The 15,901-nt window shown below is 30.8% G+C and carries 17 protein-coding genes; 14 read left to right on the forward strand and 3 right to left on the reverse strand.

The window, feature by feature from the left end; genetic code table 11:
- The first annotated feature begins 14 nt into the window (after positions 1-14).
- Positions 15-347, forward strand: coding sequence for a hypothetical protein (locus CLU81_RS11070; protein ID WP_099709852.1), 333 nt, complete (start codon positions 15-17; stop codon positions 345-347).
- Positions 348-391: 44 nt separating this feature from the next.
- Here the strand turns inward: CLU81_RS11070 and CLU81_RS11075 are convergent, their stop codons facing one another.
- On the reverse strand, positions 392-748 hold the full coding sequence (locus tag CLU81_RS11075) for a helix-turn-helix domain-containing protein (RefSeq protein WP_099712727.1): 357 nt from the start codon (positions 746-748) through the stop codon (positions 392-394).
- A 90-nt stretch (positions 749-838) separates the two neighbouring features.
- Between CLU81_RS11075 and CLU81_RS11080 the strand changes: the two genes are divergently transcribed.
- Complete coding sequence (locus CLU81_RS11080; RefSeq protein ID WP_099709853.1) at positions 839-1,210, forward strand: DoxX family protein; 372 nt, start codon at positions 839-841, stop codon at positions 1,208-1,210.
- Positions 1,211-1,222: 12 nt separating this feature from the next.
- Here CLU81_RS11080 and CLU81_RS11085 read toward each other — a convergent pair whose 3' ends face one another.
- Positions 1,223-2,068 (reverse strand): AraC family transcriptional regulator, encoded by an 846-nt coding sequence (locus tag CLU81_RS11085; RefSeq protein ID WP_099709854.1) that lies wholly within the window; start codon positions 2,066-2,068, stop codon positions 1,223-1,225.
- A gap of 94 nt (positions 2,069-2,162) precedes the next feature.
- Between CLU81_RS11085 and CLU81_RS11090 the strand changes: the two genes are divergently transcribed.
- The 11 genes from CLU81_RS11090 (at position 2,163) to CLU81_RS11140 (ending at position 14,899) form a co-directional block, all read left to right on the forward strand.
- Positions 2,163-2,723: a short chain dehydrogenase gene (locus tag CLU81_RS11090; RefSeq protein ID WP_099709855.1), complete on the forward strand. Its 561-nt coding sequence runs from the start codon at positions 2,163-2,165 to the stop codon at positions 2,721-2,723.
- An 11-nt stretch (positions 2,724-2,734) separates the two neighbouring features.
- Positions 2,735-3,235: a lipocalin-like domain-containing protein gene (locus CLU81_RS11095; RefSeq protein ID WP_099709856.1), complete on the forward strand. Its 501-nt coding sequence runs from the start codon at positions 2,735-2,737 to the stop codon at positions 3,233-3,235.
- Between the two features lie 118 nt (positions 3,236-3,353).
- Positions 3,354-4,997 (forward strand): glucose-6-phosphate isomerase, encoded by a 1,644-nt coding sequence (gene pgi / locus CLU81_RS11100; protein ID WP_099709857.1) that lies wholly within the window; start codon positions 3,354-3,356, stop codon positions 4,995-4,997.
- A gap of 331 nt (positions 4,998-5,328) precedes the next feature.
- On the forward strand, positions 5,329-8,136 hold the full coding sequence (locus CLU81_RS11105; protein WP_369804791.1) for a TonB-dependent receptor: 2,808 nt from the start codon (positions 5,329-5,331) through the stop codon (positions 8,134-8,136).
- 105 nt (positions 8,137-8,241) lie between these two features.
- A complete protein-coding gene (locus CLU81_RS11110) occupies positions 8,242-8,664 on the forward strand; it encodes a hypothetical protein (protein WP_099709859.1) in 423 nt (140 codons plus the stop codon).
- Between the two features lie 91 nt (positions 8,665-8,755).
- The gene (locus CLU81_RS11115) at positions 8,756-9,250 is read left to right on the forward strand and encodes a septal ring lytic transglycosylase RlpA family protein (RefSeq protein ID WP_099709860.1); all 495 of its coding nucleotides are present in this window, start codon (positions 8,756-8,758) and stop codon (positions 9,248-9,250) included.
- Between the two features lie 215 nt (positions 9,251-9,465).
- Positions 9,466-10,212: a nucleotidyltransferase domain-containing protein gene (locus CLU81_RS11120; protein ID WP_099709861.1), complete on the forward strand. Its 747-nt coding sequence runs from the start codon at positions 9,466-9,468 to the stop codon at positions 10,210-10,212.
- 48 nt (positions 10,213-10,260) lie between these two features.
- A complete protein-coding gene (locus tag CLU81_RS11125; RefSeq protein ID WP_099709862.1) occupies positions 10,261-10,482 on the forward strand; it encodes a hypothetical protein in 222 nt (73 codons plus the stop codon).
- 75 nt (positions 10,483-10,557) lie between these two features.
- Positions 10,558-11,715 carry a lanthionine synthetase LanC family protein gene (locus tag CLU81_RS11130; protein ID WP_099709863.1) on the forward strand — a complete coding sequence of 386 codons (1,158 nt, stop codon included), beginning with the start codon at positions 10,558-10,560 and terminating at the stop codon, positions 11,713-11,715.
- A 74-nt stretch (positions 11,716-11,789) separates the two neighbouring features.
- A complete protein-coding gene (locus tag CLU81_RS11135) occupies positions 11,790-14,021 on the forward strand; it encodes a lantibiotic dehydratase family protein (RefSeq protein ID WP_099709864.1) in 2,232 nt (743 codons plus the stop codon).
- A gap of 5 nt (positions 14,022-14,026) precedes the next feature.
- Positions 14,027-14,899: a thiopeptide-type bacteriocin biosynthesis protein gene (locus CLU81_RS11140; RefSeq protein WP_099709865.1), complete on the forward strand. Its 873-nt coding sequence runs from the start codon at positions 14,027-14,029 to the stop codon at positions 14,897-14,899.
- A 77-nt stretch (positions 14,900-14,976) separates the two neighbouring features.
- On the opposite strand, the gene CLU81_RS11145 is transcribed toward CLU81_RS11140, so the two are convergent.
- The gene (locus CLU81_RS11145; protein WP_099712728.1) at positions 14,977-15,432 is read right to left on the reverse strand and encodes a DinB family protein; all 456 of its coding nucleotides are present in this window, start codon (positions 15,430-15,432) and stop codon (positions 14,977-14,979) included.
- A 79-nt stretch (positions 15,433-15,511) separates the two neighbouring features.
- Here CLU81_RS11145 and CLU81_RS11150 point away from each other — a divergent pair, with 79 nt between their 5' ends.
- Positions 15,512-15,865 (forward strand): arsenate reductase family protein, encoded by a 354-nt coding sequence (locus CLU81_RS11150; RefSeq protein ID WP_099709866.1) that lies wholly within the window; start codon positions 15,512-15,514, stop codon positions 15,863-15,865.
- Positions 15,866-15,901: the final 36 nt, after the last annotated feature.

The following is a 15,901-nucleotide window of genomic DNA, read 5'->3' on the forward strand; positions in this document are numbered from 1 at the left end:
TTAAATCGCAATCGATGAAATCCTCTTTATTAATAATTTTATCTGCAACACTATTCGGTTGTTCTCATCCACACGCTTTTGTTTTAAATGACACGGAGAAAAACAGATATTATGTTTCAGAAATGGTCAATAAAGTTTTTGAAGAAAATCAAATTAACGAATCTCCTTTAATTGTCATAAATGGAATTCCTTTTGAATACGACAAAAAACAAGATACCATATTATTACCGCTCAAAAAATCAGACATCAAAAGTTTAAACTTTTTAAATCAAAATAGTAGTCGGATTATATATAATGAAAAAGAAAATGGTGGCGCAATTATAATAACCACCAAAAATTCAGATTAACGATCTATAAAATAAGTTCTAACTTTCTTCAAATCTGAATATCTTTATTTTTCAACATTAGATTCTCCCCACGAATCCATTAAAACCAGAATTTCTTTAAGAGAACGACCAAGTTCGGTTAACTCGTATTCAACTTTTGGAGGAACCTGATGATGCACGATTCGATTCACCAAATTATCTTTTTCTAATTCTTTCAGTTTCGCAATAAGCATTCGTTCAGAAATTCCAACAAGTCTGTTTTTCAATTCGCTATATCTAAGTTTCTGCTCATTTAATAGAAATGTTAGAATATTGATTTTCCATCTTCCGCCAATTACAGATAAAGTAAATGCGATTCCACAGTTTTCTTTCCAATAAATCTCATTTATATTATTTGTTGAATTTTCCTTTCTAACATCCATACTTACTTTTTTGTTTGTACCATACAATTATGTATGTATCTATATTATTGCAAGTTATAAAATATATTTGTGATACTAAAAATTAGAAAAATGGAAACAATTAAAATCGCAATTCACTGGTTAAGCTATGCATATTATCTGTACGTATTTGGATACGCTTCTCTCTTCAAAGTATTTCAAAAAAAATCTATGATGCAAAGCATGCTTTCTTTGGGATTTAACAAAACATGGACAATTGCAATTGGAATCTTAGAATTATTTGGTGTTATACTAATCGTAATTGGAATCTTTCAACCACAGTATAAAAATGCCGGTATCTTATTCTTATTCCCATTTGCAATTGGAGCATTCACAACACATATGGCGCATCAGGAATACAATCATTATTACAATTCTTTAATAGTTTGTGTTTTGACAATTCTGTTATTAGCAACAGACAAAACCTTTAGAATCATATTATAAATGGACTAATAATTATTTGCAGAACTTTTTTCTAAATTCAGAAGGATTCATTCCTTTATGCTTTTTGAAAACTTTATTCAGATGACTTTCATCAGAAAAATTAAGTTCATCAGCAATTTCATTTATACGCATATCGCTATTCAAAAGTCTGGCTTCAATTAACCTTAATTTGTAATTGGCGATATATTCCTGAAGCGTTTCGCCAGTTTGTTTCTTAAAATATTTCCCAAGATAATGAAGCGAAATATTAAAATGTTCACTTATTCTATCTGCCTTCAATTCCTTTGGATTAAAAATATGCTCTTGAATATAATGCAGTATTTCGAGCACCATTTCGCCAGTGGTTTCCTTAATATTCTTTGGCAATTTTAAAGCTATATTTCTTGCTACAACGGTAATAATAGCATTTACAATTTGCTCCGTTATTTTCTGGTGATAAATTTGCTGATTGGTTTCTTCATTTATAATACTTTCAATCAGTGAAGCAATTAAGGGTTTGTCTATTTTATTCTTTAATATACATCCCGGACGATGACTGGCATTTTGCAAAATATACTCCATTCTCAAAACGGTTTCTGCCTGACCGTTTTGAGAATTTGTTTTGATATAATACTCATTAAACCGAAGAAAAAAGAATTTAGTTGGCGTTAAAATCTCAAACGAATGCACGTCTTGTGGCGTTACCAGAAACAGATTCCCTTTTCGATATTGAAATTTATTATTGTTGATGATTTGGATTCCAGTTCCATCGACAACATATATTAATTCAAAGAAATTGTTTTTCCGAGTTGTTTTCGGAAACTGCTCCAATTCTTTAAAATCCACTTCAAAAGGAAGATATAGGTTTTTGTCTGTCATTAAGCTAAAATACAATTTTAGTACCAATAAGTACAATTTTAAGCGAAAGCTAACTCTTTAATTTTGTATCAAATAACAAACTAAAATCTATAAAATGAGAATACTTTTAATTGGAGCCACCGGAACAATTGGTAAAATAATACATCCTGAACTGGCTAAAAAACATGAAATTATTTCTGCCGGAAGAAACAGCGGTGATTTTAGAATTGATTTATCAGACACAAATTCAATCGAAAAATTATTCAGAGAAGTTAAAAATATTGACGCGTGTATTTGCGTTGCGGGCGATTGTTATACAGGAGATTTGCTTTCGCTTGACGAAGAAAAATTAAATATTGGCATTAAAAACAAACTATTAGGTCAGGTAAATTTAGTTTTAACTGGACAAAAATATTTAAACAATAATGGATCATTTACACTTACATCGGGTAAAATGGCTGATAAACCTGTAAAGAACAATATTAGCAAAGCAATTGTAAATGGCGGAATTAACAGTTTTGTGCTTTCGGCTTCACTTGAATTAGAAAGAGGAATTAGAATAAATGCGATAAGTCCGGGAAAAGTTTCAGACATTCCGATTGAAGATTTAATTAACGCTTATTCTAAAAGTGTTGAAGAATCAATAAATGGAGAAATTATTAAAGTAAACTATTAAAATTTTTAAAGATGAAAAACGCAACAACTATTCTGATTTTGCTTTTGATATTTAACTCGGTAATTTCACAAACAAAACCATTAACAAAAACGGAATTATTAGGTTCATGGACTTTGGTTTCTGTTGAAAACATAAATTCAGATGGAACAAAAAATCTTCCATATGATGCAAATCCAAAAGGCATTTTGTTTTTTGACGAAAAAGGAAATTACGCCATTGAAATATATAAAAATGAAAGACCTAAGATAATTTCAGGAGATAAAAACAAATGTACTCCCGAAGAAAATGCCGCAATTGTTCAGGGAAGCAATTCGCATTTTGGAGAATTTGAAATTGACGAAGCAAATAAGGTTATTACTTTTAAAATAAAAACAGCTTCGTTTCCAAACTGGGAAGGAACAATTCAAAAGAGATCTTACACCTTCATGAATAACCAACTCAAATATGTAGTAACCAACACAACGCAGGGAGGAAAATCTGTTACTGCAGAAGTTGTCTGGAAAAAACTCTAAAGCAAATTCATAAAACGTTTTCGTAACTAATTGTTATATAATTGTGAACCTTAAAGCTATTAAAAGTTATTTCAGTATTTTTGTGTTTTTATAACCAAATTTTCAATTAAACTAAAAAATGGCTTTAAACACAACAAACCCAACCGGGACTGAAGCGTGGAAAAATCTACAAAACCACTATAACGCAATTCACGAAACTACGATACAAGAATTGTTTCAACAAGATAATGCTCGTGTTGAAAAATTCAACTTGCAATGGAATGACTTTTTAGTAGACTATTCTAAAAATAATATTACTCCTGAAACGATCTCTCTTTTACTAGAATTGGCAAATTCAATTGGACTAAAAGATGCGATTGCTCAATATTTTGACGGAGCAATTATCAACCAAACTGAAAACAGAGCGGTTTTGCATACTGCTTTGCGTGCTCCGGAATCGGCAGTTATTAAAGTTGATGGCGAAAATGTAATTCCTGAAGTTTACGAAGTAAAAAATAAAATCAAACAATTCAGCAACGAAGTTATCTCTGGCGAAAGAAAAGGTTTCACTGGAAAAGCTTTTACTGATGTTGTAAATATAGGAATTGGAGGTTCTGATCTTGGACCTGTTATGGCGGTTGAAGCTTTACAATTCTACAAAAATCAATTGAATTTACATTTTGTTTCTAACGTTGATGGTGATCACGTTAACGAAATAATCAAAAAACTAAATCCTGAAACAACTCTTTTCCTGATTGTTTCTAAAACTTTCACGACTCAGGAAACATTATCAAATTCTGAAACTATCAAAGAATGGTTTTTGAAATCAGCATCACAAGAAGATATTGCAAAACATTTTGTGGCAGTTTCAACAAATATTCAAAAAGTAACAGAATTTGGAATTAATCCTGACAATGTTTTCCCAATGTGGGATTGGGTTGGAGGAAGATTCTCTTTATGGAGTGCAGTTGGATTAAGCATTAGTTTAGCAATTGGATTTGACAATTACAATGAAATGCTAAAAGGCGCGAATGAAATGGACGAACATTTCAAATCGGCTGAATTTGACAAAAATATTCCTGTAACGCTGGCTTTGCTAAGTGTTTGGTACAACAATTTCTTTGGTGCCGAAAGTGAAGCTTTAATTCCATACACGCAATATTTACAAAAACTTGCTCCGTATTTGCAACAAGCAACAATGGAAAGTAATGGAAAAAGTGTTGGTCGTGACGGAAAACCTGTAAACTACCAAACCGGAACTATTATTTGGGGAGAGCCTGGAACGAATTCGCAACATGCTTTTTTCCAATTAATCCACCAAGGAACAAAATTAATTCCGACTGATTTTATTGGATTCGTAAAACCTCTTTACGGAAATGAAGATCATCATGATAAATTAATGTCGAACTTTTTTGCTCAGACTGAAGCTTTATTAAACGGAAAAACTCCGGCACAAGTTCAGGCAGAATTTGACAAACAAGGGCTTTCTGCAGAAAAAGCAGCTTACTTATTACCTTTTAAAGTTTTTACAGGAAACAAACCAACTAATACAATTTTAATTCAAAAACTGACTCCAAAAAGCTTAGGATCTTTGATTGCATTATATGAACACAAAATTTTTGTTCAGGGTGTTATCTGGAACATTTTTAGCTTTGATCAATGGGGAGTAGAATTAGGAAAGCAACTGGCAAACTCTATTTTGGATGAAATTAACACAAAGACTGTTAAGAACCACGACAGCTCAACTTCATTTTTGCTAAATCATTTCCTGAAGAACAAATAAAACTTCATAAAGAAAGATTTCTCAACTATTTGAAACGCCTTAATTTAACGTAAATTAAGGCGTTTTTTCGTATAAAGCAGCTATTTTTAACACTTAAAACGTTTGTTATTGAGGGTTTTAACTTACAACACAGTTACTATCATTACGATTTTAACAAAAAACACTAGCTTAAATTCAAGAAAACATTATTTTATTTAACGAAAAAATGAAAAATCATTTTAATGCGCAACACATTAGATAAAACTAGTTTTTCTTAACATTTTGATAACATTATCTGATTTAATTGTTATAATTTTGCCAAAAACAATAAACTAAATAACAAATGAAGACAATGAAAAATTGGTTACTTACTGGACTTTTGTTCATGATAGTTTCAACCGCATTTTCTCAAGGAAAAATTACCGGTACTATTACCGACGGCGTGGCTTCACTGCCGGGAGCAAACGTTGCGATCAAAGGATCCTCGGCTGCTACTTCTACAGATTTTGATGGTAAATTTACTATCGATGCTACAACTAGCACAGGAGAAATCGTTATTTCTTACTTAGGTTACGAAAATCAAACTATCAAATTTGCTGTATCTAACGGTGCAACTACAAATTTAGGAAAGATAGTTTTAGTGTCTAATTCTAACGAATTAAGCGAAATTGTTGTAAAAAGTGGTGTTGTAGATATTGCAAAAGACAGAAAAACTCCTGTTGCAGTTTCTACTATTAAAGCTGCTGAAATTCAAGAAAAATTAGGTTCTCAGGAATTCCCAGAGATCTTAAAAAGCACTCCATCTGTTTATGCTTCAAAAGCTGGTGGTGGATACGGAGATTCAAGAATTTCGATTCGTGGATTTGACCAAAAAAATATTGCCGTTATGGTTAACGGAGTTCCAATTAACGACATGGAAAACAGTGCTGTATTTTGGAGTAACTGGGCTGGTATCTCTGATGTAACTTCTGCAATGCAGGTACAAAGAGGTTTAGGAGCTTCAAAACTTGCTATTTCATCTGTTGGAGGAACAATCAATATTGTTACAAGATCATCTGACATGAAAGAAGGCGGATCTGTTGGATCTAGCTTTGGTAACGATAACTACCTTAAAGCTCAAGCTTCTTACAGTACAGGTTTAATGAAAAACGGTCTTTCTGCTTCTGTTTTATTCAGTAGAACTGCAGGTGACGGTTACGTTGACGGAACAAAATTTGAAGGATATAACTATTTTATGGCGTTTGGTTACAAAATCAACGACAAACATAGTTTAGAATTTACATTTACAGGAGCACCTCAATGGCACAACCAAAGAACGACTTCTCCTCTTTTAAGTGATTACTTAAAATTTGGAAGTAATGGTACTGATCCAAATATTAAATATAACTCTGACTGGGGTTACAGAAATGGCGAAGAAGCTACTTTAAAAACAAATTACTACCATAAGCCAGTAATGTCATTAAACTGGGATTATGCTATTAATGAAACTACAAAATTATCTACAGTACTTTACGGATCTTGGGGTCGTGGAGGAGGAACTACATCAACAGGTGGTATAAAAGGTCAAAACCCTTATACTGTACCAACTGCTACTGCTCCTAACAACCTAAGAGATTCTAATGGATTAATTAACTTTGACTTAATTCAGGCTTACAACTCTGGACAAGTAACTTCAATAGGACAAAGACAATCTGTAAACAGAACAGTAAATGGAAATGTAGTTGCTGAATACCAAAATACTTCAAGTTCAGCTGGTAATACTGCTGGTCTTTCTCAAATTGCTTCAGTTAACTCACACAACTGGTATGGTGGTGTTATTAACTTAGACAAAAAACTTACTGACAACTTAACTTGGGATATAGGTGTTGAAGGAAGAATGTACAAAGGTATTCACTTTCAAAACTTAATTGATTTGTATGGTGCTACAAACTATAAAAACACTCTTGACGTAAACAACAACCCTGGATATTTCAGTACTACTTACGAGGCAAGACCAAGTGGAAATCCTTTCGTAGGTACTGATTACCAAGATAGAATTAATTACTGGAATGATAGTGAAGTAAATTACTATGGTGCTTTTACACAATTTGAATATACTGTTGGTAAATTAACAGCTTTCCTTCAAGGTGCAGTTTCTCAACAAGGATACAAAAGAATTGACCACTTTAAATACCCTGCTAATAGCGCATTATCTGAAACTGAATTCAAAAACATCGCTGGTGGAGACGTTAAAGCTGGAGCAAACTACAACATTAACGATCAACATAATGTATTTGTAAACGCTGGTTACTACTCAAAACAACCATTTTTCAATGCTGTTTATCCTAATAATGCTTCTGTTATAAACGATAACCTTACAAACGAAAAAGTAAAAGCTGTTGAACTTGGATACGGTTTCCGTTCAGGAATCTTCAATGCAAACTTAAATGCATATTACACACAATGGAATGACAGATTTACACCTGGAACAGATACTGATCAAGCTAATAACCCAGGAGGATACTACACTTTCCAAGGAGTAAACGAAACACATACAGGAGTAGAATTAGATGTAACAGCAAAAGTGCTTACTAAATTGAAACTTAATGGTATGATCTCTATTGGTGACTACAAATATGATGGAAATGCAACTAGTAACCGTTTTGATGCTGCTAACAACCCATTTCCAGGCGGAACTGCTCAAACATTATACTTAGATGGAGTTAAAGTTGGAAACAACGCTCAAACTACAATGGCAATTGGAGCTGCTTACGAAATCTTAGATGGTCTTAATGTTGACGCTAACCTTAACTACTCAGAAAAATTATTCGGAAATATCGACGTATCTAAATTTGCTGCTGCTAATAATAAAGGTGCATTAGAATTGCCAGGTTTCGCGACTACTGACGCTGGCGTATCTTACAAGTGGAGATTAGCTCCAAAATTAGGAGCATTAAACTTTAGACTTAACGTAAACAACGTTTTTGATAAAGTATTCATCAATGAGTCATTTACAAACATTTTTGCAAGTGATAACATTCCTACTACAGGAACGCAGGTACCAGGTTCAAATGGGACTTACGCTTCTAAAGGACAACTTTACAAAGGTCTTGCGACTGACAACAAAGTTTACTTTGGTTTCGGAAGAACTTGGAACTTCTCACTACGTTACGATTTCTAAGAATTTAGAATCTTAATAAATAATAAAAACGGCATTGACTTTTAGTTTAATGCCGTTTTTTTATACCCTTTTTTGCTATATTTGTTTTAACAAAAAATAAAATTTATGTACCATTTTCTACAAAAATTCCATTCGGGCTGGGCTTATTTAGCTTTATTACTTTTATTAATTGCAGTTGTAAATTCAATCATCGGATTAACTTCAAAAAAAGAGTTTACAGCTAAAGATCGCAAAATTGCCCTTTTTGCTTTAATAGGCACACATACCCAATTATTGATTGGTATAATCCTTTATTTTGTTTCTCCTTTAGGAAAAGCAGCTTTTGGACAAATGTCTAATGCAGAACTTAGACTTACATCATTAGAACACCCTCTTATTAATATTATTGCTATCATTTTGATAACTATCGGATGGTCAAAACATAAAAAATTAATCAATAGCGAAGCTAAATTTAAAACTTTTGCTATTTTTTACGGATTAGGATTATTGCTTATATTAAGTAGAATCCCGTGGAACCTATGGTTCTAAAAAAAACCAATTAAAGCCCTGAAATTCGAGGGCTTTTTTTATCTCGGCATATTATTTGTACAAACTCCCCAAGTCTGAAAAAAAATAAAAAATGAGAAATAAAAAACATATTATACTCACAACACTTACTATCACCTTTTTAAGCTGTTTTACTTATGTCATAAGTCAGACAAAACCAGTAACAGAATCTAAACCACCTCAACAGGATACGGTAAAAACTGTAAGACCAAACTTAATTGCAATACCTACAGATTCTGTTTTTACGGACAAAGGTTTAAAACTAAAACCATACAAGAAAAACGCACACGCCTCCTACTACGCTGATCGTTTTAATGGTAAAAAAACAGCAAACGGAAGCAGATTCAGTAACAGCGCATATACCGCTGCACACAAAAAACTTCCATTTGGAACGAGAATAAAAGTAACAAACGAAGCTAACGGAAAATTTGTAATCGTAAAGGTTACCGATCGTGGTCCGTTTGTTAAAACAAGAGAACTTGATTTATCTAAAAGAGCCTTTATGGAAATCACCAAAAGCAAAGGAAGCGGTGCCATGAAAGTGACAATAGAAACAATAGTAGAATAAAAAAATCCCGTCTTGAAGTTTCAAGACGGGATTTTTTTTGTGCATTACTTAATTTACCGAAGACTTCGCTTCACACTTTAAACAACTTACCATTCCACAGAAAACTTACTTTTTCAAATCTGGAACACATCGAAATAGTAGGAAATTATTTTACTTTTTTCTTCAATCTTTTTAAATTTTATTTTACTTTAGTATTATTATATGCATATAAATAAATGAAAGAAGCTCTTGACAAATTTTTAGAAAGTTGGCACAATAATAACGATGTTGTTGGAATACTTTTAACCGGAAGTCATGCAATTGAGATGAACCATAAAACTTCGGATATTGATATTCGAATATTCGTTACTGAAGGCTTTAAAACAACTAAAGGGTTAATGGAAATCGATGGATTCAAATTTTCATATTTGGTAAGAAGTCATAACATTATAGAAAGTAGATTTAAAAAAGAATTCTCCATGAATAGTAGATTTGAAGCAACTACAATCTCCATGGGTAAAATTATCTTTGAAAAAGACGGTATTCTTTCTGAATTACAAAAACTTGCTCACCACTATCAGGGAAGCGACTTTATCAAAAGAGATATTGATGATGAATCTCTAAAATCAAACATATATCTTTTATATAACTATAAGAATTACTTAGATACTCTAGAAGAAGATTCTCCTTATTTCATCTATACCTATATGTCATTTATGAAAATAAGCTTGAATTTCTATTCCCATTTTTTAAATTTTGAAATAGTTTCAGATCTAAAAACTGAAAAACTATTTACTAACGAGTTATTTAGAGACAAATGTAATTGGAGTAAATTTCCCGATGAAGAATTTGCAATACTTTGGCAAAACTGTATTTCAACAGGAAAAACCAATAAACATAATATTACTAAAATGTTTAATTTTCTACAAGATAAAGTCATAAAATTTAACATAAAAAACCACACATTTTCTTGGCAAGAATAGTATTATCGAATATATTTGTAATACTATACACTAAAAATTATTAAAATTATGAAAACTAATCTTAAGTTAACAAAAGTTACAATTTCGAAACTTGACAACCTTAATCTTAAACCATTAGAAAATGGTGAATTACAAAACGTAAAAGCTGGAGGAGATTCATCTATCACTACAGTTACGGTTGAAACTATCGGAGGAGGATGGAATGACACATCATCTATAACTAGCTGTACTTTCACTATTAACACAGATTGTTATACTAAGCTATCATAATTCTTTGTAATCAATAATAAAATAAAAATCCAAAACTGAAAAGTTTTGGATTTTTTATTCAATAATCTTTAATTTATGGACTTAATAGAGTCAAAAATTCATTTAATTAATGATCAAATTACGTCTAACTTTCAAAAAATAAACGAAATTGGGGTTCTGGCAGGTTTATGTGGTTTGGCTCTGTTTAATTTTCATTACTCCAGAACTTTTAATAAAGAAAGCAGCATTGGCAATACTATCTTAGAAAAATGTATCCTAAAAATCAATGACGGATATACAAAACCAACTTACTGTAACGGAATAATTGGTTTTGCCTGGGTAATAAACCATCTAATAAAAGAAAAATTGATAGATGATAATAATAGTGAAGTTCTTTATGAGATCGACGATTATAATCATGAATGGATAGATTTTTCAGTAAAAGACAACAATTTTGATTTTTTCCACGGTACAATAGGATATCTCAATTATTCCATTGATCGCTATACTGCTTTGACCAACTCTAAAGACTTAGAAAAAATTGAAAAATCAATTACGCTTGTATTAGGATATTTATCAGAATTACTTCCGGAAATAGAGATATATCCTAATGGTTCAAAAAAGTCTGATATAAAAATGAGTTTCCAAAATAATGTAATTTTTGGCTTAGCGCATGGGATTTCAAGTATTATATTCATTCTTAATAAAATCTCTACAATCCCAAAATTTAATTTAAAATCGCAATTATTATCAGATCAATATCTTGCATATTTATTAAAATATAAAGATGACACAAATTCCTGTATATCACTTTTTCCAAATTTTTTGAGTCAAAAAGGAGTTGTAAAATACCAAAGTGCGCTTACATGGTGCTCAGGAGATCTTGGCATAGGTATTAATTTACTAAACACATCTGTCCGTTATAATCATAAGGAAAATTATAAAACAGTCGGGATCGAAATTTTAGAACATGGCTTACATCGAACTACTTTAGATAAATCTCTGCTAAAAACAGATTGTCTCTGTCATGGTTACTTTGGAGCCTATAAAATTTTCTCAGACGCATATAAAACCACAAAAAAAGAAGATTTCCTTAAAGCCAGCAATTACTGGCTAGATCTGGGGCTAAAAAACATTACAATAAATAATGATTCTGATTTGACTATTTTAAATGGTTTATCAGGTATCGGCCTAACCTTATTAGACATTTACAGTTCAAAAAAACTTAATTGGGAAGAATGTTTATTCTTATGATTAATTCATTTAAAAGAAACACGTAAAAATCAACTATTGCAAATCCACTTATACTATTTAACCAATAAAAAATAATGAGTCATTTCCCTTATAAATTATTTTCCAACTATATTTTAAGAACACCTTTATATCCAATATCTGACTTATCTTCTTTTTTAGATGAAATAAACGAAGATGATTCTATTTTTAAGAAAAAATTCAGCGATAGTTTGATCCAAGAAGCCATTTTTATATCTTCTCCCAGTTTATATGAAATTTTAAAAAAATGGCTGGATGGCGAAATAACCGACAGCAAAAAAATTGAAAAATTAAAAACCTCACTTCTCAAATATCTAACTCGTATGTCTTCGAGATGTACACCTTTTGGCCTTTGCGCAGGATATTCACTCGGCGAATTTTCAGATGAAAGTAACGTTTTGATTAGCAATATTAGCAAGCATAAAAAATATACAAAACTTGACATGTTTTATTTAGTTTCTTTAACTTCTAACTTAATTAAAAATGAGAAGATCAGAAACAATGTCCGTTTTTACACAAACTCAACCTTATATTCATACCAGAATGAATTAAGATATATTGAATACAGATATTACGGTTTAAAAAGAAGTCATGAAATTGTTTCGGCCGAAAAATCAGAAATAATTGATTTTGTACTTAATTTTTCAAAACAAGGATGTTTAATCACAGAAATTGCACATCAGATTGTAAAAAAATATTTAGATGTTGAATATCAAGAAGCTTTAGATTTTATAAATCAATTAATAGACAACCAATTATTGCTAAGCGAGCTAGAACCAATACTAATAGGATTGGATTATTTTATCCATTTACGAACAATAATAGCCAACATCGAAGATATAGATGAAATAAAAAGTGTAATTGAAGAGGTTGCTTATAAAATCGAAAAATTAGATGTAAATATTGAAAGCAACATTTCTGATTATAATGAAATAGCCACACTTTTACTTAAACTCAATACCAGATTTGAACCAAAATATCTATTTCAAACTGATTTAAAGATTGCAGTCGAAAAAAATACACTAGATAAAAAAATTATAAAAGATATTAGAGAAGGAATTATGATATTAAATCATTTATCTCCTAATACAACGAACTATTATTTACAAAATTTTAAAAAAAAATTTATTGAAAAATTTGGAGAATCTGAAATCCCGCTATCAATAGCCTTAGATTCAGATTTAGGAATTTCATATAAAGAAAACACATATTATAATATTCTTCCAGACGAATCCTTTATCAATCACATTGTATTAAACAAAAAAAGTGCAACTGATGACATAAGGCTAAATAAAATCGATTTACACCTGCATGAAAAGATCTTGGAGTGCTATAAAAAAGATAGCTTAAGCATCGTTTTGGATAAAAATGAATTACCTCTAAGTAATAACAAATGGGATGATCTTTCAGAGACAATGTCTTTCCTTACGGAATTTATAATTACAGACAACAAACAAAAGATATTCATAAATGGAGGCGGAAGTTCAACTGGAGCAAATCTCTCCGGAAGATTTTCTTTGGCCGATCCTGAGATTAATGACCTTTGCAAACAAATAACCGAGGTTGATAAAAAAAACAACCCAAATGTTATTATAGCTGACATTAGTCATCTATTCGAAGCAAGAACCGGAAACATAGCCTCAAGATCAAGTTTTTATGATTACGAAATACCCTATCTTTCCAAATCAATTAAGGAACTTGATAATCAAATACCTATTAGCGACCTGGCAGTATCGATCAGCCAATATGGCGAAATTATCCTTCGTTCGATTTCTAAAAACAAAACCGTTCTGCCTAGATTAATAAACGCTCATGTATTCAGCAATAATAGTACTCCAATTTATCATTTCTTGTCTGATTTACAAACACAAGGTAAAAGAACAGGAATATTTATAGATATGAATAATCTTTCAAAAATCTTCAAATATATACCAAGAATAGAATATAAAAATATCATATTTAAAAAAGCAAATTGGATTTTTACTCAAAAAGATATTTCCGTGTTCTTTAAGAAAGTTCCTTTCAATCAATTAAAAAATGACATACAAAACTTTAGAACCGAATGGAAAATTCCTAGATATATAAATATAATCGAAGGAGATAACGAACTTATGGTTGATCTTGAAAACAGTAGATCATTTGCCATGATGCTAGACATCATTCTAAAAAAAGACAAAATCACTTTTGAAGAATTTCTATTCTTCGATGAAAATCAAATAGTAAAAAGAGGAGAAAGTAATTTCACCAATCAGATAATCTTTTCAATTTATAAAAATCACACAAATTAACCATAATGAGTAACAAAATAAAAAATCGTTTTTTCCCAGGAGACGAATGGCTATATTATAAAATTTATTGTGGCTACAAAGTATCTGATGTTTTATTAACTGAAATCATTAAACCTTTCACAGAAAAGCTCATTAAGGAAAATTACATTAAGAAATGGTATTTTATAAGATTTAATGATCCAAATTATCACATTAGATTCCGACTTGAACTTACTGATAAAAAAAACATCGGACACATCATACATGAATTCAATAATCTATTGCAAGAGTATATCGAATCAAAATCTGTTTGGTCGCTACAAATAGATTGTTACGATAGAGAAATTGAACGATATGGATTAAATACAATGGAATTAGCAGAAGAAGTTTTTTTTAATGACAGTATCGAAATAACTAATTTTCTAGCTGGATCAAAAAACGAGGACACTGAAATTATTTCGGAATCTAAACCCATATTTAGTTTAAAACTAATAGACCTTTATTTGACTCATTTTGAATTATCTGATTCTCAAAAATTAAGTTTTATGGAAAGACTCAGAGATTCGTTTTACAAAGAGTTTGACATTAACAAAGACAATAAAAAACAAATTGAAAAAGTCTACAACAATCATAAAGAATCAATCTATAAGCAATTATTAGATACAAACAATTCTATAATAAATACTGCAATAAAAAAGAATATAGACAAAATTTTAAAAGTTACAAAGCAGGAATTAACACCCGAAAACAACGTGACTTATTTAATTTCAAGCTTTATCCATATGTCCCTTAACAGATTGTACTATTCTAATAATCGAATTCATGAATTAGTATGTTATGATGTTTTATGGAAATTCTACAAATCTAAAGTTAGCCGAAATCTTCAAAATCAACATTAGACAAAATACTTTTCAGACAAAAAAAACACCCGCTTAAAAGCGCGTGTTTTTTTAAATCTATATTATTATTTATACTATTAAACAAACTTTCTAATACTCATTATAATTCCGGTATGGATTCCTTCGTGGTAATTATTGAAGCTCAAAGCGCCGTCAATATTTTTGAGTATAAAACCTAAACTTGTTGGATATTCGGTGTATGAAACAAAGATATTATTAGCGAAATCTTTTTGAACCTGATCTAAAGTCGACAAAAGCAATGCTCTGATTTCATCAACTTCGGCTTGTGAAACATCACCTTCGGGTTTGGTTCCTTTTCTGTATTTGGCAACAAATTCTTCTGAAACCAACATTGGTAAACCTGATAACTTGTAGATTAAAACCTGTTGTGAAGCGACACAATGTGCAATATTCCAAATTAAATTATTTGTAAATCCTTGTGGGATTTTGTTCAATTGTTCTAATGAATGGTTGTCTAAAACCTTCAAAAGAACTTCTCTAATGGTTTTTTGTACTTCAAAAACTGAATTCATAATTTTATTTTTTTTTCTAAAATTAGGCATTTTTCAGTTTTAAATGAATTTTCTTTGTAGTCTCTTAAATTTAAAAATCATGAACAAAATATACTACTTAGCTTCTTGCGATACGTGCCGAAAAATCATCAAAAGTCTTCCAAAAGACAATAACCTGGTTTTTCATGATATTAAACAAAACCCAATTACAGAAGCTGAACTTGACGAAATGTACAAGCTTGCCGGAAGTTATGAGGCTTTGTTTAGCAAGAAAGCACAGTTATACAAATCAATGGATTTAAAAAATAAATCCCTGACTGAGGATGATTATAAAAAATATATTCTGGAGCATTATACATTCATAAGCCGTCCGGTTTTTATCATTGATGAAAAAATCTACATTGGTAATACACAACCTGTGACTTTGCAGGTTCAAAAAGCTTTAGAGAAATAATACCATAAAGCTCTAAAATAATCTGCGTTTGCGTTA

The organism is Flavobacterium sp. 9, assembly GCF_002754195.1.
Taxonomy (GTDB): Bacteria; Bacteroidota; Bacteroidia; order Flavobacteriales; family Flavobacteriaceae; genus Flavobacterium.

What these genes read in the sequence shown, in the direction of transcription:
- CLU81_RS11070 (WP_099709852.1), top strand. Translation starts at nt 15, where the DNA reads ATGAAATCCTCTTTATTAATAATTTTATCTGCAACACTATTCGGTTGT.
- CLU81_RS11075 (WP_099712727.1), bottom strand. Translation starts at nt 748, where the DNA reads ATGGATGTTAGAAAGGAAAATTCAACAAATAATATAAATGAGATTTAT.
- CLU81_RS11080 (WP_099709853.1), top strand. Translation starts at nt 839, where the DNA reads ATGGAAACAATTAAAATCGCAATTCACTGGTTAAGCTATGCATATTAT.
- CLU81_RS11085 (WP_099709854.1), bottom strand. Translation starts at nt 2,068, where the DNA reads ATGACAGACAAAAACCTATATCTTCCTTTTGAAGTGGATTTTAAAGAA.
- CLU81_RS11090 (WP_099709855.1), top strand. Translation starts at nt 2,163, where the DNA reads ATGAGAATACTTTTAATTGGAGCCACCGGAACAATTGGTAAAATAATA.
- CLU81_RS11095 (WP_099709856.1), top strand. Translation starts at nt 2,735, where the DNA reads ATGAAAAACGCAACAACTATTCTGATTTTGCTTTTGATATTTAACTCG.
- pgi (WP_099709857.1), top strand. Translation starts at nt 3,354, where the DNA reads ATGGCTTTAAACACAACAAACCCAACCGGGACTGAAGCGTGGAAAAAT.
- CLU81_RS11105 (WP_369804791.1), top strand. Translation starts at nt 5,329, where the DNA reads ATGAAAAATTGGTTACTTACTGGACTTTTGTTCATGATAGTTTCAACC.
- CLU81_RS11110 (WP_099709859.1), top strand. Translation starts at nt 8,242, where the DNA reads ATGTACCATTTTCTACAAAAATTCCATTCGGGCTGGGCTTATTTAGCT.
- CLU81_RS11115 (WP_099709860.1), top strand. Translation starts at nt 8,756, where the DNA reads ATGAGAAATAAAAAACATATTATACTCACAACACTTACTATCACCTTT.
- CLU81_RS11120 (WP_099709861.1), top strand. Translation starts at nt 9,466, where the DNA reads ATGAAAGAAGCTCTTGACAAATTTTTAGAAAGTTGGCACAATAATAAC.
- CLU81_RS11125 (WP_099709862.1), top strand. Translation starts at nt 10,261, where the DNA reads ATGAAAACTAATCTTAAGTTAACAAAAGTTACAATTTCGAAACTTGAC.
- CLU81_RS11130 (WP_099709863.1), top strand. Translation starts at nt 10,558, where the DNA reads ATGGACTTAATAGAGTCAAAAATTCATTTAATTAATGATCAAATTACG.
- CLU81_RS11135 (WP_099709864.1), top strand. Translation starts at nt 11,790, where the DNA reads ATGAGTCATTTCCCTTATAAATTATTTTCCAACTATATTTTAAGAACA.
- CLU81_RS11140 (WP_099709865.1), top strand. Translation starts at nt 14,027, where the DNA reads ATGAGTAACAAAATAAAAAATCGTTTTTTCCCAGGAGACGAATGGCTA.
- CLU81_RS11145 (WP_099712728.1), bottom strand. Translation starts at nt 15,432, where the DNA reads ATGAATTCAGTTTTTGAAGTACAAAAAACCATTAGAGAAGTTCTTTTG.
- CLU81_RS11150 (WP_099709866.1), top strand. Translation starts at nt 15,512, where the DNA reads ATGAACAAAATATACTACTTAGCTTCTTGCGATACGTGCCGAAAAATC.